At 38.6% G+C, this 25,336-nt stretch carries 18 protein-coding genes; 10 read left to right on the top strand and 8 right to left on the bottom strand.

Annotated elements, in window-relative coordinates; genetic code table 11:
- Positions 1–3 precede the first annotated feature (3 nt).
- Entirely contained in the window at positions 4–2,337 is a 2,334-nt protein-coding gene (gene secA2, locus AC6UDG_RS00770; RefSeq protein ID WP_500706117.1) for an accessory Sec system translocase SecA2, read from the bottom strand.
- Between the two features lie 59 nt (positions 2,338–2,396).
- Positions 2,397–6,233 carry a BspA family leucine-rich repeat surface protein gene (locus tag AC6UDG_RS00765; RefSeq protein ID WP_500706116.1) on the bottom strand — a complete coding sequence of 1,279 codons (3,837 nt, stop codon included), beginning with the start codon at positions 6,231–6,233 and terminating at the stop codon, positions 2,397–2,399.
- A 553-nt stretch (positions 6,234–6,786) separates the two neighbouring features.
- Here AC6UDG_RS00765 and AC6UDG_RS00760 point away from each other — a divergent pair.
- The 4 genes from AC6UDG_RS00760 to AC6UDG_RS00745 all read left to right on the top strand — a co-directional run bounded on the left by AC6UDG_RS00760 (position 6,787) and on the right by AC6UDG_RS00745 (position 11,695).
- The gene (locus AC6UDG_RS00760; RefSeq protein WP_500706115.1) at positions 6,787–7,527 is read left to right on the top strand and encodes an ion channel; all 741 of its coding nucleotides are present in this window, start codon (positions 6,787–6,789) and stop codon (positions 7,525–7,527) included.
- 301 nt (positions 7,528–7,828) lie between these two features.
- On the top strand, positions 7,829–7,963 hold the full coding sequence (locus AC6UDG_RS00755; RefSeq protein ID WP_500694145.1) for a hypothetical protein: 135 nt from the start codon (positions 7,829–7,831) through the stop codon (positions 7,961–7,963).
- A 168-nt stretch (positions 7,964–8,131) separates the two neighbouring features.
- Positions 8,132–10,861, top strand: coding sequence for an LPXTG cell wall anchor domain-containing protein (locus tag AC6UDG_RS00750; protein ID WP_500706114.1), 2,730 nt, complete (start codon positions 8,132–8,134; stop codon positions 10,859–10,861).
- Positions 10,862–11,020: 159 nt separating this feature from the next.
- Entirely contained in the window at positions 11,021–11,695 is a 675-nt protein-coding gene (locus AC6UDG_RS00745; RefSeq protein ID WP_500706113.1) for a hypothetical protein, read from the top strand.
- Between the two features lies 1 nt (position 11,696).
- Here the strand turns inward: AC6UDG_RS00745 and AC6UDG_RS00740 are convergent, their stop codons facing one another.
- Complete coding sequence (locus tag AC6UDG_RS00740; RefSeq protein WP_500706112.1) at positions 11,697–12,347, bottom strand: hypothetical protein; 651 nt, start codon at positions 12,345–12,347, stop codon at positions 11,697–11,699.
- Positions 12,348–12,478: 131 nt separating this feature from the next.
- Here AC6UDG_RS00740 and mazE point away from each other — a divergent pair, with 131 nt between their 5' ends.
- The 3 genes from mazE to AC6UDG_RS00725 all read left to right on the top strand — a co-directional run bounded on the left by mazE (position 12,479) and on the right by AC6UDG_RS00725 (position 14,980).
- A complete protein-coding gene (gene mazE, locus AC6UDG_RS00735) occupies positions 12,479–12,718 on the top strand; it encodes a type II toxin-antitoxin system PemI/MazE family antitoxin (protein ID WP_500706111.1) in 240 nt (79 codons plus the stop codon).
- A 236-nt stretch (positions 12,719–12,954) separates the two neighbouring features.
- Positions 12,955–14,220, top strand: coding sequence for an AbiH family protein (locus AC6UDG_RS00730; protein ID WP_500706110.1), 1,266 nt, complete (start codon positions 12,955–12,957; stop codon positions 14,218–14,220).
- Between the two features lie 37 nt (positions 14,221–14,257).
- Positions 14,258–14,980 (top strand): hypothetical protein, encoded by a 723-nt coding sequence (locus tag AC6UDG_RS00725; RefSeq protein ID WP_500706109.1) that lies wholly within the window; start codon positions 14,258–14,260, stop codon positions 14,978–14,980.
- 180 nt (positions 14,981–15,160) lie between these two features.
- Here AC6UDG_RS00725 and AC6UDG_RS00720 read toward each other — a convergent pair whose 3' ends face one another.
- The 3 genes from AC6UDG_RS00720 to AC6UDG_RS00710 all read right to left on the bottom strand — a co-directional run bounded on the left by AC6UDG_RS00720 (position 15,161) and on the right by AC6UDG_RS00710 (position 19,892).
- Entirely contained in the window at positions 15,161–16,087 is a 927-nt protein-coding gene (locus AC6UDG_RS00720; RefSeq protein ID WP_500706108.1) for a restriction endonuclease subunit S, read from the bottom strand.
- Positions 16,087–18,063 (bottom strand): HsdM family class I SAM-dependent methyltransferase, encoded by a 1,977-nt coding sequence (locus tag AC6UDG_RS00715; RefSeq protein WP_500706107.1) that lies wholly within the window; start codon positions 18,061–18,063, stop codon positions 16,087–16,089. Before AC6UDG_RS00715 ends, AC6UDG_RS00720 begins: the two co-directional genes overlap by 1 nt.
- Positions 18,064–18,215: 152 nt before the next feature.
- Positions 18,216–19,892, bottom strand: a complete 1,677-nt coding sequence (locus tag AC6UDG_RS00710) for a glycoside hydrolase family 13 protein (protein WP_500706106.1) — start codon at positions 19,890–19,892, stop codon at positions 18,216–18,218.
- Positions 19,893–20,089: 197 nt separating this feature from the next.
- Here AC6UDG_RS00710 and AC6UDG_RS00705 point away from each other — a divergent pair, with 197 nt between their 5' ends.
- Genes AC6UDG_RS00705 through rbsU form a run of 3 tightly spaced genes read left to right on the top strand, consistent with a single transcriptional unit; the run spans position 20,090 to position 23,697 of the window.
- Positions 20,090–21,283: a galactokinase gene (locus AC6UDG_RS00705; protein WP_500706105.1), complete on the top strand. Its 1,194-nt coding sequence runs from the start codon at positions 20,090–20,092 to the stop codon at positions 21,281–21,283.
- A 14-nt stretch (positions 21,284–21,297) separates the two neighbouring features.
- Entirely contained in the window at positions 21,298–22,767 is a 1,470-nt protein-coding gene (galT, locus tag AC6UDG_RS00700; protein WP_500706104.1) for a UDP-glucose--hexose-1-phosphate uridylyltransferase, read from the top strand.
- Positions 22,768–22,779: 12 nt separating this feature from the next.
- On the top strand, positions 22,780–23,697 hold the full coding sequence (gene rbsU, locus AC6UDG_RS00695) for a ribose/proton symporter RbsU (RefSeq protein WP_500695984.1): 918 nt from the start codon (positions 22,780–22,782) through the stop codon (positions 23,695–23,697).
- 405 nt (positions 23,698–24,102) lie between these two features.
- On the opposite strand, the gene AC6UDG_RS00690 is transcribed toward rbsU, so the two are convergent.
- Positions 24,103–24,345: a type II toxin-antitoxin system Phd/YefM family antitoxin gene (locus AC6UDG_RS00690; protein ID WP_500706103.1), complete on the bottom strand. Its 243-nt coding sequence runs from the start codon at positions 24,343–24,345 to the stop codon at positions 24,103–24,105.
- A gap of 143 nt (positions 24,346–24,488) precedes the next feature.
- A complete protein-coding gene (locus tag AC6UDG_RS00685) occupies positions 24,489–25,067 on the bottom strand; it encodes a hypothetical protein (RefSeq protein WP_500706102.1) in 579 nt (192 codons plus the stop codon).
- Positions 25,068–25,336: the final 269 nt, after the last annotated feature.

The following is a 25,336-nucleotide window of genomic DNA, read 5'->3' as shown; positions in this document are numbered from 1 at the left end:
AACTTATACAAAAATCAAATCAATGGTTCCGTCGTCTTTTTGCACAATTTCCGATAATAATATGTTTCTGAGTACTAATAGATAGATTCGTTCGCGCATATTGTGAAAAGCCCGGCGCGCTTCGGTTTGATATTCGTAAATGGGATTATGTTGACCCCAGTTCCGGCTGCTAACCGCTAACTTCAACTGTTCCAATGCATCAACCTGGTCGATCCACATCGTATCGATTGATTTTAATAACACTAGTCGTTTGTACTCTAATAATTGATCATCATTTTTAAATTGCTGATAAACCTGCCGTTTTTTGTCATCAATCATCTTTAACAACTGGGCTTTTAAACGTTTTTTGTTGCGCCATTGATTCTTTAATTCGTTTTTATTCGGTAAAAACGAATAATCGATATTGTTATAAATGAAGTTGGTGATATCAAAGTAGTTTTTCCACTGCGGCAAATAATGATCGATGCACGAATTAATCGCAGTATCAATATAAGGATCCAAATCATTCGTTCGCATGGCTGCGTTCCGGGTCTTATAGAGACAATTGCGCTGGGCCTTGACCACTTCGTCAAATTTCAAAATGTTTTGGCGGTCGGAAATTTCACTATTCTTCTGGGTTCCCTGCGATTGATTAATAATGTTCTTAATCCGGGGCTTCTTTAAAGCGCTCGTAACGTGATGTTTTACTAATTTTTCCCGGTACTTTTTGACCCACTTGGGAGCATTTTCGGTCACAATCTTATCCTCTAGTGAGACGTAAAACTTCGTATCACCAGGTTCACCCTGCCGACCGGCACGACCACGCAACTGATTGTCAATTCGTAAAGAAGACATTCGTTCAGTGCCGAGCACAAATAAGCCACCGTTTTTAATGGCCTGATCCGAGAGCTTAATGTCAGTACCCCGGCCTGCCATTGAAGTCGCTACGGTAATCGAGTCCGTCTTCCCGGCATCGGCAATGATCCGACTCTCTTTTGGAGCACTATTAGCGTTTAACACGTTGTGCGGAATTCCTAGTGACAACAAGATGTGTGAATATAACTTTGACATTGAGACCGACCCCGTCTCAATCAGGATGGGTCGATGCAACGAACGCATCTTCTGGACCTCTTTTAGTGAAGCCGTGATCTTATCCTCGTTGGTCGCATAAATCTGATCCGGGTGGTCCTTTCGCATGATTCTCTCATTAGTCGGAATGACAAACGTATTTAACCGATAAGTTTCACGAAATTCGTCAGCGTCGGTCTTGGCCGTTCCGGTCATCCCGGAAAGTCGAGTAAACAATCGAAAGAGATTCTGGTAGGTAATACTAGCCAAGGCACGACTATCATCACTGATTTTGACGTGTTCCTTTGCTTCTAGCGCCTGGTGAAGGCCGGATTGTAGTTTGGTGCCGTACAACTTCCGTCCGTTCATCTTATCAAGTAGGACAATCTCGTTGTTTTCCACTACATAGTTACGATTTTTGACAAACAGGCATTTCGCCTTCAGCGCCAAATTCAGGTGCTGGTATAATTCATGGGCTTTGGGTGTGAGTAAATCGGAAACTCCGGCGTACTCCTCTAAGTTATCGATCCCCGTTTCAGTGAGCCAGACCTTTTTACCATCCTCGGATTTTTGAAAGTCAACGTCTTCTTCGAGCTGCTGAATCATGTTTTCACACAGCTGATACAAGTTTGATTGCACGTTGGGTGCCCCAGAGACAATCAAAGGCGTTTGGGCCTGGTCCAATAAAATGGAATCAATCTCATCAATTAAGGCAAATTCCAGGTGCTTAATGTGCTGGTTTTCGGGCTTAATCGCTAAATTATCAAACAAGTAATCAAATCCCAGACTACTGTGGGTGGTGTAGACGATGTCTGAACTGTAGATCTTTTTTAAATTCCGACTGGCATCGTCACCATCTTCTTCTGGCACTCCACTAGCAATCGTCAAACCCAGCCAACGGTAGACTTGACCGATTTCTTTCGCGTCACGTCTGGCTAAGTACGAATTCGCTGTGATTAAAAAGACTCCTTTGCCCTCTAATCCATGCAAATACATGGGCATTGTCGCGGTTAACGTTTTCCCTTCACCAGTTTTCATTTCGGCAATGTTACCAAAGTTTAAAACGACGGCACCTAAAATTTGCGTATAATATGGCGCCAATCCTAAGACGCGGCGGTCCGCTTCACACACGGTTGCGTAGGCTTCCACAATCAGACTATCGAGCTTAGCGCCATTTTTTAATTGGGCCCTTAGGTACTTCGTCTGTTGTTTCAATCTCGCATCGGAAAAATACCTGAGTTCGTTGACACGCTTTTGCACCTTTAGAGCGATTTTTTTATATTTATGCATTAATTCTAGATGCGTACTCCCTTCGTCAAAAATCTTTTTCGTTCATTAATAAAAAATTTCTATTTAACCCGATGTTTTAAATCGCGAAGAGCCAAAGCTAAAGCAGAACCAATGAAGCCCAGTCCAACGAGCCCTAAGAAAGTAGAAGTCTTTTGCCCAGTTTGTGGTAAAACGTGCTTGTTTTTCTTAACGCTCTTTTGGTTGGATTGATTAGTTTCGTGAGGAGCTTGCTCACTTTGTGGTTTCAAAGTCATTTGGTGTCCAGCATTAGTGCTTGAAGGTTGATTTTGATGGCTTTGTAAAGCAGGAGTGATGGCTTGCTTGCCACTGTTATTAGGTTCATTAGCGTTATTCATTGGTTGATTTGATTGGTTAGAAGCAGTCGGTTGCTGACCTTCGTTACTAGGCATTGTTGGAGTTTGATCCGAAGGCTTTGAGACGTTGTCACCATGATTGTCTGGTGTTACTGATGATCCACCGTTATCTGACGGTTGATTTGGAGTAACTTGACTACCACCGTTCTCATTTCCACCTTGGTTGTCTGGTGTACTTGGGTTTTCACCATTTCCACTGTTGTTTCCACCATTATTATCAGGATTAGCTGGATTAGATGGTTGGTTCTCGCCACCATTGTTTCCGGGTTGGTCAGGGTTGGTAGCGTTCTTAGCCAAAACTGTTACGGGTACGTAGAATGTCTTGCCGTTTGAGGCAGAGATGGCAACTTGGTACTGACCTGGTACTTGGTTATTAACCTTGGAAGTATCAATCTTAGTAATTGTTGCCTTTGTGCCGTCTTCGTTTGTGGCGGTAGCACCGTAAGCTGCGGCGTCAGTTGGTACACTGTCACCGGCGTAAATTGTGATTCCATGGGCCGTAATGTTAGCTTGGTTGGCTAAAACCGTTACGGGTACGAAGAAGGTTTTGCCATTAGAGGCAGAAATCGCAACTTGGTACTGACCGGGTACCTGATTATTAACTTTAGATGTGTCAATCTTGGTAATCGTTGCGGGTGTTCCATCTTCGTTTGTGGCACTAGCGCCATAAGCTGCGGCGTCGGTTGGAACGTCGTCGCCGGTATAGATTGAAATGCCGTGAGCGGTAATGTTGGTTTGGTTAGCTAAAACTGTTACGGGTACGAAGAAGGTTTTGCCATTAGAAGCAGAAATCGCAACCTGATATTGACCAGGTACCTGATTATTAACCTTGGATGTATCAATCTTGGTAATTGTTGCTTTTGTGCCATCTTCATTAGTGGCGGTTGCACCGTAAGCAGCGGCGTCAGTTGGTACACTGTCACCAGCATAGATTGAAATACCATGAGCAGCGATGTTAGCCTGATTTGCTAGAACCGTTACTGGGACATAGAAGGTCTTGCCATTTGAGGCAGAAATTGCGACTTGATACTGTCCGGGTACCTGATTATTGACTTTAGATGTGTCAATCTTGGTAATCGTTGCCTTTGTGCCGTCTTCGTTTGTGGCAGTAGCTCCATACGCTGCGGCGTCAGTTGGTACGTTGTCGCCAGCATAAATGGTGATTCCGTGAGCTGTAATGTTGGCTTGGTTGGCTAAAACCGTTACTGGCACAAAGAACGTCTTACCGTTTGATGCGGTAATGGATACTTGATACTGGCCGGGTACTTGGTTATTAACTTTAGATGTGTCAATTTTGGTAATCGTTGCCTTTGTGCCATCTTCGTTTGTGGCACTAGCACCGTAAGCTGCTGCATCGGTTGGAACGTTATCGCCAGCATAAATGGAAATGCCGTGAGCGGTGATGTTAGCTTGATTTGCTAAAACGGTGACCGTAACCGTCATGCTTTGACCATTGGAGGCCGTGATGGTTACTGGGTATTTCCCAGGAACTTGATTATTAACTTTGGAAGTATCGATTTTAGTAATCGTTGCCTTAGTGCCGTCTTCATTGGTAGCACCAGCGTTATAAGCCGCAGCATCAGTTGGAACAGCGTCACCAGCGTAAATCGTAGTTCCTTGAGCATGAATTGAAGATTCATCTTTAACTGAATTACCCCAAATCCATGTCCCGGGATGAGCTTCACCGTTGGTTAATTCATCTGATGACAAGGCGTTCTGACCGGGAATTACGTGGCCATTGGCGTCGACTTGAACCCAACCAGCGTATTGACTAGGAACAGCTGGCAAATGGGAATCCAACAAACCAGTTTCATCGCCCAACTTGAGCTCACTTAAACTTTTATCGTTTGCCAGCATGTCAGTCGTGTTAGTGGTCTGGGTATCAAAGTTAGAAAGGTCCAAACTTTTAAGGTTAGAGCAGTTGGCAAACATGTTACTCATCGATGTCACGTTACTAGTGTCCCAATTGTGAAGGTCTAATTGGGTTAGAGCATCATCATACTGAAACATAAAGTCCATGTTTTTCACGTTACTGGTATCCCAGTTGGTAATTCCACTTAGGTCCGTGATGCTTTGATCACCGTTAAACATGTAACTCATGTCAGTTGCTTTACTAGTATTTAAGTTTGAAAGACCTTTAATGTTGAAGCCGTCAGTTAAAACACCGGTTCCGCAGAACATATAGGACATGTTAGTAACATTTTGCGTATTAAAATTACTTACATCCAAATTTTCTAGTCGATAATTTGATTGGAACATACTCTGCATATTTTGAGCACTACTGGTATTTAACTTGTCTAGACCAACAATCTCAATTAATGATTGGTCATTATTAAACATGTTCATAAAATTCGTAACGTGTGAAGTATCAATACCACCAAGATTGACGTACTGAAGTTGACTACCATATAGATTGTCTGTATGTGCATCAGTAAAGAGAAGTGCTCCAATGTTGGTTACCTTACTGGTATCTAGTCCAGTTAAATCAATTGATTTCAAAGAGTGATTGTCCAAAAACATGTTACTCATATTCGTACAATTCGACATATCAAGATTAAAGAGATTTTTATAATCTTGAACACTACTCCATCTGGCAAAGAGACCGTTGGTATCATCAACAATTACCTTGGAATTAAAGACAACGTGTTGAACGTTATAGTAGTTATTACTCAACCAATTATCATAGGAAAATTCATTACCTAAGTCTCCACCATCATTGAATGACAAAGTGCCAGTGTTGTAGTCGTACACGTACTTGGCAGAACCCCATGTCCCCTGTTGCGTCTGGTCAGCTAGTTGAACGTTTTTGACGGGTTGAGCATTAAATTGAACAGCTTGGTTATTTTGAACGTTGTTAGCAACTGAATTAGCTTGATCATCAATCTTTTCGACTGGTTTTGGTTCTGGATTCGTTGGAACAACAGCCGCTTTGTTTTGGTCCACCTGTGGTTGGTCGGCTTTGACCGGGTTAGTTTGCTGCTTCACACCCTGGTTATCAGCGTTTTGATTGGTAGCTTTTTGATCGGTTACTTGTGATTTGTCGGGCTGAGCATTTGAAGCATCAGTCGTTTGATTATTAGTCTGTGATTGGTCCTGTTTAGCAGGATTGGCAGTTGATTGACCATCATTTGATTGCGCAACTGCTGGTTGATCGTTACCGTTTTGGTTTTGTGCTGATGGAGTAACGGTGTTCTTTTGAGTCGTTTGTGATTCAGCTTGCGCATTAGTTGCTGCAGGTTGACTTGATTGGTCATCTGGCTGCTGCTCGTTAGCAGTCGGTGCTTTATCAACCTGAGTTTGATTATTAGTTGTCGTTGGGTCAGCTTTAGTAGCATTTACAGGAACTGCGCTACCTGCTGCTTGTGCATCGGTTTTCACATTATTTGTAGCCGGTTGAGCGGTGGTATCAGCACTTACTCCGACGGCTAAACCAGACACGGTAGCAAAGGTCACCAGCCCAGCGACCATCCACCGCTTTCCAGCTTTATACATTTTGAAATGTTTCTTTGGATTACTTAACATAAAAACTCCTCCCACTCCATTTAAAAACACGCTTTGTGAAATAATAATAATTACAATCACGGCCGTTAAGGTCCATTGCCAATCAAGTAATTAATTAATACTTCACAAGAATAACGTGGTTTGAACAAAATTCACGAAGTATTTTATGAACAATTTATTAAAAATTAAAATAATAGACGGAACAATTCGTAGAGTGGCAATAATTTGAGTACATCATCACAATTTAGATGGTTTTAAAATATATGTTACATAATATAATATTTGTAACTTTTAGTGTTGCTTGTAGGTAATTTGTGAAAAATAATTATGTGATTTCCATAATAATTTAATAATCATTATTCGATTATAATCGCCGTCTGGTGTGCAATTTCTCTGATTATAATTTTTATTCCATGATAAAAATTGATGTATCACAACATTATTAGCAATTCAAATATGAGAACAAAAACAAAAAGAGTTCACTATCATTTTTGATAGTGAGCTCTTGAAGTTGTTATAAACGATCCTAAGGACTGGTAAAATAAATATATACTATGTGATGGGTGATGTGAACGTGACTAAACCAATTATCAGAAATACCTACGATGCATTGATTATCTTGTTAGCAATTATCTCCATTGTGCTGACCGTTCTTCAGTTCTTAAATAAGCTTAATCTTGACGCTGAACCATACGTGGCTATTGACGATGCCATCTGGCTAATTTTCACCGTCGACTACTTCGGTAGTCTCTTGCTTGCCAAACAAAAATGGCAGTACGTAAAAACTCATCTGTTTGATTTACTCGCAATCATTCCATTTGGGTACGGCTTATCCTTCTTCAAAATCTCTCGGGTAACCCGATTAACCCGCATCTTCCGACTTTTCAGGGTCGCAGGCGTCCTTGGTAAATTCAAAGAACGAATCGAACGGTTTCTTAAAACCAACGGCTTCATTTACCTATTACTCATATGTACGATTATTATCTTGCTGTCAGCCGGCCTCTACTCCATCGTCGAAAACACGTCGCTCACTAACTCGATCTGGTGGGCCATCGCAACTACCACGACCGTCGGCTACGGTGATATTAGTCCTAAGACCGAAATTGGAAAGGGAATTGCCGTGGTTTTGATGCTGGTTGGGATTAGTTTTGTAGGGATGCTGACAAGTACCCTCACTACCTTCTTTTCCAAGGAAACAGACCACGGACCCGTTTCAGAGGCAGATGAAATCCGCGAGTTCAAAAAGTTGATGGATGATCACATCATTACTAGAGAAGAGTTTGAACGGAAAAAACGGGAATTGTTGAGAAAGTAAAGTATTTTTATCATCAGAAATAAATTAATTTATCATTATACGCAATGAAATGGAAAAGGTGTTTTAAATACTTACATACTAGTGTACCGTAGTAACGGTAGTAAGGAGGTGATGACTATGGCCTCTAAAAACAACAAAAGACTTAGATTAACGGCATTTGAAATCAGCTTCAAATTGCCTTCTCTAAGTCTCACATTTGTCTTTAGTATTAAATAGTCAACCATAAGGAGCGATTTGCGCTCGCTCCTTACTACATTTTTAGTATAACACACTATCACCAATTACATATGGGAGGTATGACATGAAAACGAGAGAATGGAAAATTGGAAAGCACATAACCATCACGATGACACCACATCGGCCAACGTATAAAGACTGGCTCGGATTAGCCTTAATCGTCTTCATCATCGCTTTGATTATTTGGTGGCTCGTTTAACTTCAACCTGAATACTAGTAAACCAGCGCTTTACGCGCTGGTTTTTATTTGCTGAAATAAAACTAACTCACATAATTATCATTTTTTACTTAAAACAATTGTATTATAAAAGTCCTTATAGTATTATCAATTATGCAAAATAATTTATAAGCAGAAAGGACTTATGTTATGAGTAAATTTATTAAGCATGATAATTGTAAGGTATCAAAAGATGATAGTCATCAGTCGCATGTGAATCCAGTAAGGCCACATAAACGTTGGCTAAGGATTACTACTAGAAGCGCTTTGGTAGCGTCGGGAGTGTTTGCAGTGGGAGTATTCAACAATGCTGCTAGTGCAAACGTCCAGACGCAACCCACTAGTCAACAAAATGGCACGTCTAATGCCGTCTCAACTGATCAAAACCAGGTCAACCATGACAAGACGGCTGTAGACACCGACCAAAAGAACGTCGACTCCGACTCTCAAGCCATAAGTAATCAACAAGGCGTGGTGAATAAAGACCAAGCGGCCGTGGACAAGGCCCAAAAGGAAGCGGCCGATGCCACTCCCGAAAACATCAAAAAGACTCAGGACCAAATTAATCAGACCGATAACGACATTAAAAAGGATCAAAGTCAAGTTAATAACGATCAAAAAGCCGAAAATGACGCCCAGGCGACCGTGGAGAAAGATGAGAAGAACGCTGATAATACTCAGCAGGCCCAAAACCAAGCCCAGAGCGCCGTTAACAACGACCAGAACCAGTTAAACCACGATACTGACGCTCAAAATCAAGCGCAAAGTGCCTTTGACAACAACGAACAGAGCACCAAGGATGCCCAACAAAAACAAGACCAAGCGAAGCAACAAAAAGCGGATACTCAGACCACGCTTGACAATCTAGACAAGTGGCAGGCTGCCACTAAGAAAAAGCATGACAAGGCCGAAAACAACGTTAAACACGACCAAGCTGCCGTCAATAAAACGAACCAGGACATCAGTAATGCACAAGATGACATTAGTTCATGGAACTCAACCCTTAGTGACGCGCAAAGCACCTTAAACGACGAGAAACAGTCCGAGAGTGCCTTTGAGCAAAGCATTCACATTCCCGCTGGCATGACCTTACAGGGTTTTCAGCAATGGAAGCAACAACATCCAAACGAAAACGCATCCGACTGGTTCAACCAGTTTGATAATGCGGCAATGGCCGCCAACCACTATCAACCAAGTGACATTGCGAAACAGGATTATGTCCAGGTTGGGACTAACAGTAATGGCCAGGAAACCCCGCAATTCACCAATAATCAAAAACTCGAAATGGCAGAATACGTCCAATGGCTCATTAATCAAATCCACAAACAGTTTGGTACCACGGACATTGCAATCGGTGGTTATAGTATGGACTACTTTATTGACAACTTGATGAACGCTTATAACCAAGATGATTGGAACATTAGTAACAAAAATGGTTATGACGTCAACGCCATCAACAACTTGGCAGCCAAGTATGGGCTGAAAGTTTACCCCGGAGCGGACGGTTATGAAATCGTTACCCCTGGTGACATGACCTTTGACAATTACACCACCATGGATACCATCTACTCCAAACTTTACAGTATAATTATGAACTTGCTGTTTAATGACGGTAAGGCATCGGATGCTCACGAGATGAGCCTCCTGGGTCTCGACCCGCAGACCGGAAACGTCAATAATGACAAGTACCTTGGCATCGGCGTTGATAACTATGGTCAAGTTCACTTGGTCTTGATTAGCCCAAGTCAAATTCTGGATTCGACTAAGTTTAGTGTAACTGATACAGGTATCGTGACCCCCGAAACACTGGAACGCCAAATCGCTGACACGCTCGAATTAATCTCGGACTGTCAAGGAGCAATCAAACGTAATCAACAAATTCTAGAAAACTTACAAAACAAATTGGGACGCTTGACCAATCAGTTAGATAACGATGAAAAGCAAGTTACTCAGTATGATCCAGATAAATGGTCCGCTAACATTCACAAGGCCAAGACCGAAATCAACGACCTAAACAAACAGATTGCTCAGCAGCAACAAGCCATTGACCATAACAACGCTGCCCTTCCCAGCCTTCAGAATAAGTTAGCTCAAGCCAAACAGCGGGTCGCAAACGACGTCAACCAACTTAATGACGATCAAAACAAGTTACAAAAGGCAACGGCCGCTAACGAACAGGCCCAAAGTGACTTAGACAAGACCACCCAAGACCTCATCAATAAACAAAAAGCTCTTGAAAAAGCAGAAAAGCAACTGCAAGATGACCAAGCTAAACTGGCCGCCTTACAAAAACAACTGATTAATTACCAAAATGAAGCCAATAACTTAGCTAACGCCAAGGCCAAACTAGCCAACGATCAGGCGAAGTTAGCCGACCTCGAAAAACAAGCGGCCGCTGATCAAGTCGCTTTGGACAAGGCTAAGAGTGACCTAGCAAAGGACCAAGCTGCACTGGCTCATGACAAACAGGCTGCTAACCAAGCTAGTGGTCAAAACACGACCAAAAAGGCGCACGCTCAAATCATTAACCACGCCATTGATCGCGCCCAACGGACCACGAAACCACGGGCAGCTTACATCAACCACACGGAAACAGTTCGTTCTGAAAGCGTCCAGACCAATACGTCCGGCTTAACCTCGTTAACCGAAACTAAGGATCGCATCAGTAACCAAGCTGGTGCTCGTTTAACCACCTCACCGCTTGCTTATCGTCAATCTGTCAATATTGATAAGCTGACGAGTAAGAAGCAGGGAACTTCAAACGTGACCCTTCCTCAAACCGGCCAATCAAATACCACTTGGTTGTCAATTGTCGGTCTACTTACATCTCTGATGGGCATCTTTGGATTAGCTGACAAGCGCCGTAAATACCTCAAATAATCTTTCACACATTGATATCCTAATAAGCCCTAGTGATGATCACTAGGGTTTATTTTTTAATCGTGCTAATTGGATTTTATTTTAAATAATCGAAATTCATGAAAAGTTTCTCCTTAAAGTCCGTATCTAATAATGAACAAACAAAAAAGGAGAAATATTATGGAACTAAATGAATTACCACTGAATCTATGTGAACCACTTAAGCGAAAGATGCGCAACGAATTCGCGGTCGACATCAACTCGATTTTACCGTCACAGGTGAACCGGAAACTGACCACCTACGCCATTAACTGGGACTCGGTCCTGTTGCTCATCAATTTAAAGGACGCCCACAACCAATTTGATTCCCTCGTCGTCGACCGTGTCTCGGGCTTTACACTCGTGAAGCAAACCACCAACGTCCTAATGAAGGAGTTGTGGCAAAAGAACCGCCTGTCCCTTGATAAAATCAAAACGCTGGCGAGTCACTGTCAGATTAACAAGAACATCCCGTACGTCCGAAATGACGTCCAACTCCTACGCTTAAAATCTATTGACCACTGCAAGCGCAACACGTCGTGGGTCGCCTATCACAACCTCAACCATGTAATTCGCAAGGGCGACGACCGCCTGGAACTGTACTTCAACGACATCGTCACTCCGATCTATCTGGACGGCTCTTTTCCCTTTATCAAGAAACAGGAGGAGTACTCCTATAAAATCAGAAGTCTGGAGGAAAAAATATCCAGACTGGTAAATAACTTATTTGGCTGTCAAGATGGTGGAAATTCTAACCATCACGGTCCGCTTTCAGGTGGATGCGGATGGGAAGACTTAAGTAATCTATTGAAATAATTTAGTAGTCCTTAACGTACCGAAACTCACGATGATATCTGCGACCAGCTAACTTCTGCGCCAGTTGCTTACTACGATAGAAATGACCACCCTCGTTCAAGTTAACGATTGGATTCACCCCGTTGTTGACAAACGTCAGCATGTCAACGTGGTAATCGTCGACTTTTTGCCGTCGTTCTTGAAGGTAAATCCCATCACCAGTTGATTGCGTCCAACCGTACAGATTAACGGTTGCCGCTATTCCCTTTGGACCGGATTGCCACGGAATGTAACTCATGTTGCGTAACAACGACCAATTTTCGGTCTTTTTTATGTAGCTATTGCTTAGCTTAGTGCGGTTGCCAATCTTCTTAAAATGAGGCTTATACTTGGTTTGATGGATTGTGACACGATATGTATCAGATTTGAAGTCGGCTCCATAAATAGTCGCCGAACTCGTCTTTTTTGTGTTCCGGATAACGCTGTATTGATTGGTTTTAGGTGAATACGAATACCAGGTTCCGCGGAACTTCGCTGGAAAACTGGCCATGCTCATGCCCTTACTGGTCAGCTTTTTGTGATGATGGTGCAACGCGGCAAAACCCACTCCAGCTAAGGCGATCATTAACAGTACTAATGCTCCAGTAACGATGAAATACTTTTTCTTTTTCATGGACCCCTCCTGATTAAAGTTAAGTAATTAATGTTAATGAATAATCATTACAGTTTAAGCATAGCGCACTGAAGGTTGAGGTGCCAGGTAAAATCTTCATTATACACATTCTTGAAGGGGGGGAATTACTAATGAGACTTAGAAAAGTTGGAAATAAAAGTGTAATTACGATTCCAAAACGATTTAACTACCCAGAAGGGACGGACTTTGACATCAAAAAAGAAAGTGATGGGTCGTTAAAGTTAACACCTAAACATCGCAATCCCTTTGAAGGATCATGGTATCTAGATGGACTAGATGAAAAACAAAGGAAAGATTTTAGACAAAGGGAAGAGTCGGGGAAAGTAATGGGGAGGGAGATAATTAAATAAATACTTACTGGTAGAATAATATAGAAGACTCACATCGATACTAATATCGATATGAGTCTTTTATATTAACTAAGATTTACTCATTTGCTAAATCAATTAATGCTATTCATTGATGGTTACCTTGGTAACTCGTTTTACCAACAATTGTATTGCAATATTATATTACTAATGAAATAATCAGTAGATCCACAAATAAAACATCTCAATCCCGCATATAATAAGGAGTGAAGTGAAAGATGACAGAAGAACAACAAAAAGAAGCAGACACGCTAGTAATAATTGGAAATGGATTTGATTTAAATTTAGGATTACAAACAAGTTTTCAAGACTATTTCGATAAAAATGACGATGATGACTTTAATAAAGAAAAGAATGATTTTAATGATCTTATAAATAAAGTTTTAAAAAATACAACTAAAAATCCAAACGCATTAAACAAAAAGCAAATGATGGAGGCTATAAAAAATAACTTTAAAAACTTCAATCCCAAAATCTTAAGTTTCTGGGACCTTTATTTATTACTATTACGTTATATTAACGAAAATAAAATCGGCGTTGATTCTTATAAATTAGAAAATTGGTCAGATGTAGAATCACAAATAAAAAAGTTTTTCCCCGAAAATAAATCAGACAAAAATAATGAAATCAGTAACTTTAATGAACTAATAAATACCAAAAAATTAAATAATAATAATGACTTACAATGGTTATACCATCATAATCAAACTACTACTGGAAAGCAAACAATACCCGTTTATGCTTTTAGCAAAGACGATTTCAAAAAAATTATATTACCATTCTTACTAGAAACACAAAATACCTTAGATGAAACTTATGACAAACTATTTAGTCAATTAAATAAATTCGAACAAAACTTTTCAAATTACATTTCAAAACTACCTGAAAAAAGTAGTAATTATTCTGAATGTTATCAAGATAAACTAAATAAAATTTCAGAAAGTACATGTTATAACGTTTTAACTTTTAACTATACTCCAGTACCAACAAAACCTGTCTGGGTAATTGAAAATAATACAATACACCATGTTAGATACATTCACGGAAACACTGGACGCAACAAAAACAATCCAATTATAATTGGGATTGGTAGTGAAGATATAAAACCTGACAGTGATATTTTTCCATTCACTAAAACATATAGGGTTTTATCTGAAAGTTCTAATGAATATGCCGATTTAATTGATGAAAAGGTTAACAAAATCATCGTATTTGGTCATTCATTAGCGGAGGCAGATTATTCATATTTTAAGTCTATTTTTGAAGCTACTCATTTATATAATTCTAGTGTAGATTTAACATTCAAATATTCACTGAGTTATGCAAGAAAAAATAATTATCCAGACAATATTATTCCTAAAGAACAACTAAAAATTATAACTCAATTATTAAACAAATACGGCCAAGAGTTAAACCCAAATGATGGAAATGATCTTATGAATAAGATGATGATTGAAAATAGACTTCACATAATTGGAGTTTAAAGAATAACCTTTCACACAGACTATAAGAGGTAGAATTATGAAAAATCCATTTATTAAAATAGATAGTACTAAATCAAACGAAAATAGTATAACAATTGAATACCAAGGCGTTATGATTCAAGAACCAAATTATTGCCCATTTGAACATATACCTTCTCAATTCTCACGCGAAGCAATAACATCATTATCAACAGGAATTGACTATAATCATAATGAAAAGCATTTTGGTATCATATTTCAATGTATATCCTGCGGAAAATACTGTTTGTTTGACTATTCCTTAAGCGGAGCAACAACGAATCTACTTAATTATGGATATAATATTGGAACAGATGAATTTCCATTTGACAATAAAATTTCAGAATTATCACCTGAATTTAAAAAATTGTATATCCAATCAAAAAATGCTGAAATCAAGGGCCTTAATGAGCTTGCCCCTATGGGTTATAGAAAAGCTTTAGAATTTTTAGTAAAAGACTTTTTATCATATCTATTCCCAAAAGAAGAAGATACTATCAAGGATGAATGGTTAGGTAAATGTATAAAACGTTTATCCAAGTTAAATCCAGTTTTAAATGCAAACGCAACAATGGTTACTTGGATAGGAAACGACAGTACACATTACAATCAATTACATCCAGAATTAAACGTAGATGACTTGAAAAAATATTTAGATGTTTTAGCTTCTTATATTGCTTTCTATGTACAAGGTAAAGAAGGAGAAAAATACATAGATGAGCATTCAAGTAAAAAGAAATAATTTACTGAGTTACCAACAAAAGAGAATTTTTAACTGTACATTTATGTTAAACAATAGTTAATTGTGATATATGCTTCTATAACTTAGACATAAAAAATACATCACACTTATTAAGTGTGATGTATTTTTTATGTTATACAATCCCATTTTCAGTCAAATTAAAATTATCAATTTACATAACTAAAGTAAATCAGCCTTGGGTAATTTACTAATATAGTAATTCATATAGTCAAAATCTGGTTGACCGTTTTTAAATGGTATCAAAATGGTATCTTCTTTTATTTTATCAAGAGATGGCTTCCTACCATATTGATATTTATATGAATTTTTATTAATAATAGATGATAAAAATATTCCTATATTTTTCGTTAAATTAAATTTAGGAATTAAAACTCCACAATCCTTGCCAGCATTAAAACTATATCCATGATATACGCAATAACCACCATTTCCATTAAGGGATATAGTTAATGCATTACTATATTTTTTATCTACGTTTAGATATGCATTGATACCTTGATTAGACTCTTGCGAGCTAATTACAGGTACTACGCCAGTCTTATAAGTAGTTAATTTACCAATAGATCCTCTACGTATATTAAATAATTCTTTTAATTTAATAAATTTCCAATCATTAATATTAATTCCAGGTACATCATTATAAGTATTTTTTGTTTTAGGAATTTCTAAATTAGCAGAATATACCCACGAAGGAATTTTATCTGGCAAATCAATATCTTCAATATATTTATCTGCTTCTCTAGCAAATGCTAAAAATTTAAATCTATTTTTTCTTAATGCATAACTATAAAACCACTTTTCTTTTTCACTCATTATAATTTTAGGAATCAATACAGCCATATGTTCAGCTGTAACAAATTGCTCTCTTTGAACAAAACACGATAATAAATAACTACCTCCTAGCGAAACACTAATAGCACCAGAAGGAAAAACAATCATTTTAGAATCCTTTTTAATCCTACCCACTACTCCATTATTATTTGAATTCCTAGAAACGAAATTAATTCCATCATCTTTATCAATTTTCTGATTAGAATAATCCAAATGACTACCTTTACATACTTTAAATAATTCTTTAACTTTCATTAACTTTCCCCATGAATAATTTCATAACCTAAATAATCATTAAGCATCTTTTGAAAATCCTCTTGATTCAACTTCGAATAGTCTGTTTTCATATATGCTTCACAAAGCCACTCATCTTCAGAACCAACATTAGTTTGGATGGACTCTCCATTAATTTCTTTTTTATTAAAAAATGCACTAAGCCAACTATCTTCTTTTTTCTTCCAAATACTTTCGCCTTTATCATTAAACTGTTCAACTCGTCCTAGATTTTTCCTTTTTTTAAATCCATCATCTCGACAATAACAAAAAAACGTCTCATGATTAGGACTACCTTCACGATCAAAATGAGGTTTGTTTAAAGTGAATAACATACAACAAGCACTACTAGCAGATCCAGGGTAAAAAATTCCTTCTGGTAATGAAAAAACAGCTTCTAGTGTTGATTCATTTAAAATACTTTTTTTAAACTGTTTTAATGTATCACTTGTACCTATAGCAGTAGAATATGGAACTAATACTGCTAACTTAGTTCCATTCCAATTCTGTTTTTTTGCAATGTCGGATAAGTACTTCACGAAAACCAATCCTTTAGTGGGTTCATTTTTATATGTCCATGCTTTAGGAATCTTTTCGTCACTTGTATCACTTATATCACCATTTGTCCGCTTATATTTATTAGGTACTGTGGAAGGAATTGCATTAAATGGGGGATTCATTAAAATTACGTCTGGATGTGATTTTTCAATAAAATCCTCTAATTCAAAACAATTTCCTTGTTTAACATTTGAATTGCCATCTCCATGTAATAACATGTTAGTAGTAGCAAGACCGTATACCTTCTCGTCTAACTCTATGCCAAACATATTATTAGACTTTATTGAATCCATCTTTTTACTTTTTTCATCATCATTTAATTTAGGATTCATTAAAACATCATTTAACTCCATAACCATACTTTGTACTAAAAAAGAACCTGATCCACATGTTGGATCTAATACTACCGTGTTAGGACCTACCTCAGTTAGTTTTGCCATAAAATTAGTTATATGATCAGGTGTAAAAGCTTGATTTTTATCATTACTCCTAGAGTACTTATTGAAAGTTACAAAGAACAAGTTTAAAATATCTTGACCCTCTGCAGAATTCATATTTATATATCTATAAACCCCACCTAAAGTTCCACCAAGGATACTAGCCCATTTATCACTATCCAAACTTTTAACATTTTGATTTTCAAATACATTCTTATCTAAAAGACCAACTTTTTGATTAACATTAAGTTCAGAGTCACTACTATTCTTTTTTGAACTTTTTTGTAAAAGCTTCTTTAATTCTGATCTGATTTCTGTTCTTATTACTTCAGGATCTTTTTCTTTCACTTCTTTTTCTAACTCAGAAATATCAGTATTAGTAATATATGAGTTATTTTCATGTTTTCCAACTTTGTTCTTAATATAAAGCAAACATGAGCCAACAAGTTGACTACGAATATCGACACCAATATTATACGTCTGTAAAAGCTCATTTAATTTAACAGTATTTTTCATTACTTTTTCACGATTATTTTGTTTTTGAAATTTAAACAAACTTACATAATGTTCCATCGATTGTAATACAGATTCTTGTTTAAGTTCACTCCCAGAATCTATATTTTGTTTCCATACTTTTACTCTATCATCATCAGTATCTGCTAAAATGGCAATTACATTATGGTTCGGAAACATAGCATGTTCCTCATCAACATAAGCGGACAATTGTGCTTCATCACTACTTTTAAATCTATGCTTGGTCTCAACTAGAATTGCACAATTCGATTTTTCGTCAACTAATCTAATATCCAATTTATAATGAGTAATGTCTTTCTCGACACCCACATATTCTTTTAGTTTTGTTTGACCACCCGCATCTTGCAAATAACTCCATTCATCAGAAGATTCAAGATTGGCTTTTAAAAATTGAGATCCAACTCTGTTTATAATATCATGTCGTTTCATTTATAAATTTTCTCCCTTAAAGTAAATAAATATACAATTAAAATCTACTTAGCAATAACATAGTTATAATCATAATTTTATCATTTTTTATAAATTATTTTCAGAAGAACTTATAAAAAGCCATGATTTTGATAGAATCATGGCTTTTCCTTTTATTTCATTCTATAAACTTTACTCTCATACGCCCTCAGCTTCTTACCAGCATCATCAGCATAATTACCAATCAATCTTTCCGCATTTTCAGGTACCTCATAATCACGTTCTACCTCGTGATCAGTGAAATTACTGATAACTAACAAAGTTTCTCCTTGATAATGACGCTTATAAGCAAAGACCTCATCATCATCTGGGTCTAGAAGCTCAAAATCCCCTTCGATAATAATTGGATTAGTCTTCCGTAGTTCAATTAACTTCTGATAGTAAGCAAAGACCGAATTTGGATCATCGACTTCATCTTTTGCGTTAATTTCTTTGTAGTTTTTGTTTACCGCAAACCACGGTGTGCCAGTAGTAAAACCAGCGTTCTTAGAAGAATCCCACTGCATTGGCGTTCTCGCATTATCACGGGACATATGAGCCAGATAACTCATCATTTTTGTTGGTGAAACAATTTTCTCTTGTTTTACATATTGATTGTAGGCGTTAATCGCCTCGATATCCTCATACTGAGTTAGATCTTCCTTGTGGGCATTCGTCATCCCCAGCTCTTCACCCTCAAAAATGTACGGTGTTCCTTGCATCATATGCAAAGTCGTTCCTAACATTTTTGCTGCTAGTACCCGATACTCTGGCTTATCCGTCGCAAATCGACTAACAGCTCGTGGCTGGTCATGGTTACTCCAGTAAAGTGAATTCCATCCCTTGTTGTGCAATTTTGTTTGCCAATTATTGAAAACTCGTTTCAAATCAGTCAACTTTACGGGTTTGTCATTCCACTTACTTAGTCGTTCATCTGGATTGGGTGTCAATTCAACGTGTTCAAACTGAAAAACCATGTTAAGTTCATGTGCGTCAAAACCAGTGTATTCCAATGCTTGTTCTGGATTAGTTCCAGACATTTCACCGACTGTCATGATGTCATATTTCGATAAAACATCGGTATTCAATTCACGCAAAAATTCGTTCAACCGTGGTCCGTTCAACACCCCTGCACCAGGAGCGGAATACTTTGCATTCTCAGGTTTGGGCATGTTGGGCAGTCCTTTTGGTTTTGAAATCAAGTTAATGGCGTCCATTCGAAAACCGTCAACACCCTTATCCAACCAAAACTTCATCAGACTCTTGACTTCTTCTCTAACCTTCGGATTCTCCCAGTTTAAATCGGGTTGTCCGTCCGCAAAGAGATGGAGGTAGTACTGACCCGTTTGTTCATCGTACTTCCACGTTGAACCGTTGAAAAAAGAACCCCAGTCGTTGGGGGCGTGACCGTCAACCGGATCACGCCAGTAGTAGTAATCACGGTACGGATTATCCTTGGATTTTCGACTCTCTTTAAACCACTTGTGCTGATCAGATGTGTGATTAACAACTAAGTCCATCACAATTTTAATGTCCAGTTCATGAGCCCGGTCTAATAACTTCTGAAATGACTTCATGTCGCCGTACTTCGGATTAATCTTCCGATAATCTGCGATATCATAACCGTTATCTTCTTCTGGTGACTCATAAATCGGATTAAGCCAGATGACATTGGCACCCAACTTCTTAATGTACGGCAATCGTTCTCTAATGCCTTCTAAGTCGCCGACCCCATCACCATTACTATCCTGAAAACTCTGTGGATAGACCTGATATACGACTGCTTTTTTCCACCATTGCTCTTTTTTCATTCCTTTTCACCCCACAAATCTGAATATCGTTATCATTTATTTCAGATTACCATACAAGTTCCACTCGTTCACCCTTCTATCACAATTAAGTCAAATAATTATTTCACAGAATAAAAATCTTGACTTACTATATGAAAACGCTTACTCTCAAAATAGAAATCACTACAAATGAAATGATTTCTAAGGAGATGTTTTAAATGACCGAGAAAATAACTTCAACTGACAAAATTATTAGTAATTTAAAGGATAAATTTCAAGACTTGTATAAACAGGAACCGACCAAGGCATACTTTGCGCCCGGCCGAATCAACCTGATTGGCGAGCACACCGATTACAACGGTGGTCATGTCTTCCCGTGTGCCATTAGCCTCGGGACGTACGCCGTGGTGACCCCGACCAACGATAAAAAGGTCAACATCTATTCGGAGAACTTCCCGGATACGGGAGTGAACTCTTTTCAAATCGACGACCTAAGCATTAACCACGATGATGGTTGGATTAACTATCCCAAAGGCATGTTTAAGGCCTTTGCCGATAAGGGTCACAAACTGGATCATGGTTTCAACATTTTAATTTATGGCACTTTACCGGATGAGTCAGGGCTATCATCCTCTGCTTCCATTGAGATGTTGTTTGGCAAGATTTTAAACGACCATTTTAGCGACGTCTTCCCCGGACCAGAATTAGCCAAACTTGGACAACACGTGGAAAACACCGACATTGGCGTCAACTCTGGCATCATGGACCAGTACGCCGTTGAGATGGGCAAAAAAGACACAGCCATTCTGCTTGATACCAACACGATGAAGAGCGAGTTCGTTCCGATTAAACTCGGAAACGATAAAATCGTCATCATGAACACCAACAAGAAACGAGGCCTAAAAGATTCCAAGTACAACGAGCGCCGCCAACAGTGTGAGGACGCCTTGAAACTAGTCAACAAGGTGGCCGATTTTTCATCGTTTGGTGCCATGTCAAATGATGAATTCGACGAATACACCTACACCATTAATGACGCAACGTTGTTGAAACGAGCCCGTCATGCCGTTTCTGAAAACCAACGAACCTTAAGAGCCGTGAAGGCTTTACGCAACAACGCTATTGCTGAATTTGGTCGACTAGTGAACGCTTCTCACATTTCACTTGAATACGATTACGAAGTCACTGGTCCAAACCTGGATACGCTAGTTCATGAAGCTTGGAAGAACGGTGCCGTTGGATCACGAATGATCGGTGCTGGTTTTGGTGGGTGTGCGATTGCAATCGTTCCATCCGACCAAGTCGCAAGCTTCACCAAAAACGTTGGTGACACCTACAACTACCGCTTCGGCTACGACGCTGACTTCTACATTGCCAACATCTCGGATGGCCCGAAAGAAATCCAGATTTAGGTGAGGTGAACAACATGGAAAATCTAGTTGAACACTACGCCGGTCAGGTCATTGATACCGGACAAACATACCGACCAACGGATCGCACGTATCTCATAAATTATCTTTACCATTTGGTTGGTGAAAAGAACGGGTCCAGTCTGAACTTATCTGACCAATTATTGGCAACGGTCGACCAGCTAATCGACGTGGCCATTAAGAATGGTCAAATTGACGATACCCTCAAAAACCGTGAACTGTTAGAGGCGGAACTGACCAATCTCTACACTCCGCTTCCAAGCGTGGTCAATGACAAGTTCTGGAACCTGTATCAGCAAGCTCCCGACCGGGCCACAAACTATTTTTACAATTTAAGTCAACAAAATAACTACATTAAAACTGCTCGCATCAAGAAGAACCTGCTCTGGGACATTGACACCAAGTTTGGAGATCTGGAAATCACGATTAACCTGTCGAAACCGGAGAAGGACCCCAAGGACATTGCCAAGGCCGGTCAAAACACCCACTTTGGTTATCCCGAGTGCAACCTGTGCGCTCAAACTGAGGGTTACTACGGTAATTCGCAAATTCCGGTGCGGGTTAATCACCGCATCATTGATGTTTTAGTCGGCGGGAAACCATGGGGCTTTCAGTATTCACCGTACTCCTACTTTGATCAGCACTGTATCTTTTTGGATGATGTTCATGAGCCGATGAAAATTAGCGCGCAGACGTTTTTCAATCTAACTGAAATTGTTTCGATGTTCCCTGCGTACTTTATGGGGAGTAATGCGGACCTACCAATCGTGGGTGGTTCAATTCTGAGCCACGAACACTACCAGGGCGGCTATCACACCTTCCCAATGATGAAAGCACAGACCCGGTTCACCTTTGACTTAGACCAGTATCCAGACGTTAAGGCCGAGGTCCTAAACTGGCCGATGTCGACGATTCGGCTGACTGGGACAGATAAACAGGAACTGATTGATTTTGCGACCCACATCTTAAATGAATGGCGCAAGTATTCAGATCCGTCCGTTGACGTGCGCGCCGAAACAAACGGTACACCGCATCACACGGTCACCCCGATCGTCCGCATGAACAAGCAGGAGCAGTTTGAGGTTTACGTGGTTCTGCGTGATAACCAGACGTCCAAGAAGTATCCCGATGGCATTTTTCATCCCCACGCCGAATACCAACACATCAAAAAGGAAAACATTGGCCTGATTGAAGTGATGGGACGGGCCATCTTGCCCGCTCGCTTGAAACCTGAATTGGCCGAGGTCAAGAAGTATTTACTTGGTCAGCCTAACGACATCGCGGATTATCACGTTGCCTGGGCCAACCAGATCAAACAAAGTTACCAACTCAATCCCGACAACGTCCAGGACGTGATTGATAAAGAAGTCGGGATTACCTTTATGCACGTCTTGGAAAACGCAGGGGCCTTCAAGCTTGATGACCAGGGGACCGCAGCGTTTCAAAAATTCATTCACACACTTTAGGAGGTTATTATTATGAATTGGCTAGCGATATTAATTGGTTTAGGACCAATGGTCGGTTGGGGACTTTTCCCAACGATTGCTTCGAAGGTTGGTGGAAAACCCGCCAACCAAATCTTAGGTGCCACCCTTGGAACCTTAGTCTTTGCGGTCGTCCTGTTTTTCATTGAAGGATTAGCCCTTCCTGGTTGGATCAGTACCACTTTTGGAATTATTTCTGGACTTGGCTGGGGCTTTGGTCAGATCATGCAGTTCAAGGGTTTTAAATTAGTTGGATCATCACGAGTAATGCCGATTACCACGGCCTTTCAGCTGATTCTGACGTCACTTTGGGGAGTCTTTGTTCTAGGCGACTGGACTGGCATTATCGGAAAAGTCTTAGGATTTACTGCCCTAGTTATCGTAATCCTTGGTGCGACTCTCACCGCTTGGGTCCAAAACCCAGAATCCACCAATAAGGGTGCTTTAAAGAAGGCTACGATCTTTCAGCTGATTGGTGCCCTGGGATACTTAGTTTACTCAGCCGCTCCACAGGTGGTCATCATGCCATCAATGAAAGCTTTATTGCCAAACATGCAAGCCATGGACGGAAACCACGCGTTTCTTCCCCAAGCCATCGGAATGGTACTATGTGCCGTGATTTACGATTTATGGAACCTAAAAGACGAAAATGTCTTCATTCAATCCGTTTCATACAAGAACATTCTCGCTGGATTATCGCAAGGCTTTGGTATGTTAATGTACTTAATCTCAGCTCAACCTGACATGAACGGATTGGCCACTGCCAACGTTCTTGGTCAATTAGCCGTCCTCGTTTCCACTTTGACTGGGATTTACTTCTTGCACCAGAAGAAGACGCCAAAGGAAATGACCCTAACCTACCTCGGGTTAGTTCTCATTGTCTTTGCTTCCGCCATTACGGCATTTATTTAATTAAATTGAAATGGTATCATAGAGGTAACGAGGCTCCCTGCGTTAGTGGGAATGGCACCATCTTGTCAATGTCTCCACATTAGCGAGACCTATAGTACCAAAAAGGCTGGAACCAATTTAGGTTTCAGCCTTTTTATGTAGTTTTATGGATAAAAAAGAGCTCATCAGCGACAAGCCGACGAACCCTCGATCATCAATTCTACCGAAAACCGGTGATCATGTATTACTTGTTATAAATACATTATAACTTAATTAAATAGTAATTCAATTATACGGTATAACAACTAAAAAAGAGTTCATCAACTTATAGATGATAAACTCAATCCCATCAACCCTATTAAATCGATGAGTTGATTGCATAATCTTCATTTGTTATTATACAGCATAATTATGTTAAATTAACTATTATTTCAAATAATTTGTTTTTCCATTTTTCAATTGCTTCTTTGAATGTTCCAAGAACTTCAAATTATCACCATTTCCTAAGACAAACAGATTCTCGATCATGCTATCATATTTCTTTTTTGAAACGAGCACCGCCGAATCACCATTCTCACAATGAATGGTAACTTCTTCATAATCCTTCATAACCTGATCCATGTATGTTTCAAAGTTCACTTTGAAATTATTACAATTAACCACTTTCATGTAGTATCATCTCTCTTCATACGTAAAAATGAAATTTTTTATAGTGATGATTATACCATATAGAATAAAAAGTAAAACTAAAAAGAATGTCTTTTGATGTGAATCCTTAAATTGAATTTTTTGTCCAACTTAAGGAAGTCATATCACTCATTTTTTTTATATGTTATATTTCTCCAGAAAAAGTTTTTTATATTTATCCCAGCAAAGTATATTGAAAGTAAAAAAAGTATAAGAAAACAAATAAGATCCCACTTAAAATAACTTACAATATAAATTAAACTAATCCTTGTTCCAATAATAATTATTAATCCTATGATTAATAATGAAAATATTAATTTACTAAAATTATATAAGTATTTTAGATATTGTTCTGCACTTAATCGTTCTATACATTTATTGTCTGGTTTTTGATCTAATGTTCCCTTATATCCATTTTTAGCTCTATGAACATTAATAAAAAATGAAATTCCGATTACTAAGTAAAATATTAAAATTATTACTGTCACTAAAAGTAATGTAGTATTAATAATTAAATTATTCGAATTCATAAATTTTAAAATACTTATTTTAATTTGGAAAAATGGATTTATTTTTTTAGATATTGTAATAAAACCATTAAAGCCAAAAGTAACTAATAAAACAATCAACAAAAAAACATTTGATATTGTTGAGTTAAGTCCATCCAAAGTCTTTTTTATCTCACTAGACATATTATTCAACATTACTGATCTCCTTATATTAATATTATGATATTTTATAAATATCTAATTATTAAATTTTAGTAGAATGTAAATTAACTTAAATAAGTCAATAACCATCACAAATTTTATTAAGCATATTCTTGATAAAAAAAGCGCGGTATTTTTAATGTAAACTACTATATCGATATTGAAATTATTAACAAGAGTAACATCTCCTATATAATTAGAAATTTTTAAACTACCATTAATAATATAGATCTAATCATCATTGATAATGTAGTGTCCTGTCG

It is taken from the genome of Fructilactobacillus sp. X2R1C1 (assembly GCF_059901435.1).
The sequence above is the reverse complement of the archived record's forward strand: the minus strand, read 5'-3'. Positions and strand labels throughout refer to the sequence as shown.

Bases quoted from the DNA above. Each gene is read 5' to 3' on its own strand.
- AC6UDG_RS00685 (WP_500706102.1), bottom strand. From the start codon at position 25,067: ATGTTGAATAATATGTCTAGTGAGATAAAAAAGACTTTGGATGGACTT.
- rbsU (WP_500695984.1), top strand. From the start codon at position 22,780: ATGAATTGGCTAGCGATATTAATTGGTTTAGGACCAATGGTCGGTTGG.
- mazE (WP_500706111.1), top strand. From the start codon at position 12,479: ATGAGACTTAGAAAAGTTGGAAATAAAAGTGTAATTACGATTCCAAAA.
- AC6UDG_RS00715 (WP_500706107.1), bottom strand. From the start codon at position 18,063: ATGAAACGACATGATATTATAAACAGAGTTGGATCTCAATTTTTAAAA.
- AC6UDG_RS00705 (WP_500706105.1), top strand. From the start codon at position 20,090: ATGACCGAGAAAATAACTTCAACTGACAAAATTATTAGTAATTTAAAG.
- AC6UDG_RS00745 (WP_500706113.1), top strand. From the start codon at position 11,021: ATGGAACTAAATGAATTACCACTGAATCTATGTGAACCACTTAAGCGA.
- secA2 (WP_500706117.1), bottom strand. From the start codon at position 2,337: ATGCATAAATATAAAAAAATCGCTCTAAAGGTGCAAAAGCGTGTCAAC.
- galT (WP_500706104.1), top strand. From the start codon at position 21,298: ATGGAAAATCTAGTTGAACACTACGCCGGTCAGGTCATTGATACCGGA.
- AC6UDG_RS00725 (WP_500706109.1), top strand. From the start codon at position 14,258: ATGAAAAATCCATTTATTAAAATAGATAGTACTAAATCAAACGAAAAT.
- AC6UDG_RS00720 (WP_500706108.1), bottom strand. From the start codon at position 16,087: ATGAAAGTTAAAGAATTATTTAAAGTATGTAAAGGTAGTCATTTGGAT.
- AC6UDG_RS00690 (WP_500706103.1), bottom strand. From the start codon at position 24,345: ATGAAAGTGGTTAATTGTAATAATTTCAAAGTGAACTTTGAAACATAC.
- AC6UDG_RS00750 (WP_500706114.1), top strand. From the start codon at position 8,132: ATGAGTAAATTTATTAAGCATGATAATTGTAAGGTATCAAAAGATGAT.
- AC6UDG_RS00765 (WP_500706116.1), bottom strand. From the start codon at position 6,233: ATGTTAAGTAATCCAAAGAAACATTTCAAAATGTATAAAGCTGGAAAG.
- AC6UDG_RS00710 (WP_500706106.1), bottom strand. From the start codon at position 19,892: ATGAAAAAAGAGCAATGGTGGAAAAAAGCAGTCGTATATCAGGTCTAT.
- AC6UDG_RS00755 (WP_500694145.1), top strand. From the start codon at position 7,829: ATGAAAACGAGAGAATGGAAAATTGGAAAGCACATAACCATCACGATG.
- AC6UDG_RS00740 (WP_500706112.1), bottom strand. From the start codon at position 12,347: ATGAAAAAGAAAAAGTATTTCATCGTTACTGGAGCATTAGTACTGTTA.
- AC6UDG_RS00730 (WP_500706110.1), top strand. From the start codon at position 12,955: ATGACAGAAGAACAACAAAAAGAAGCAGACACGCTAGTAATAATTGGA.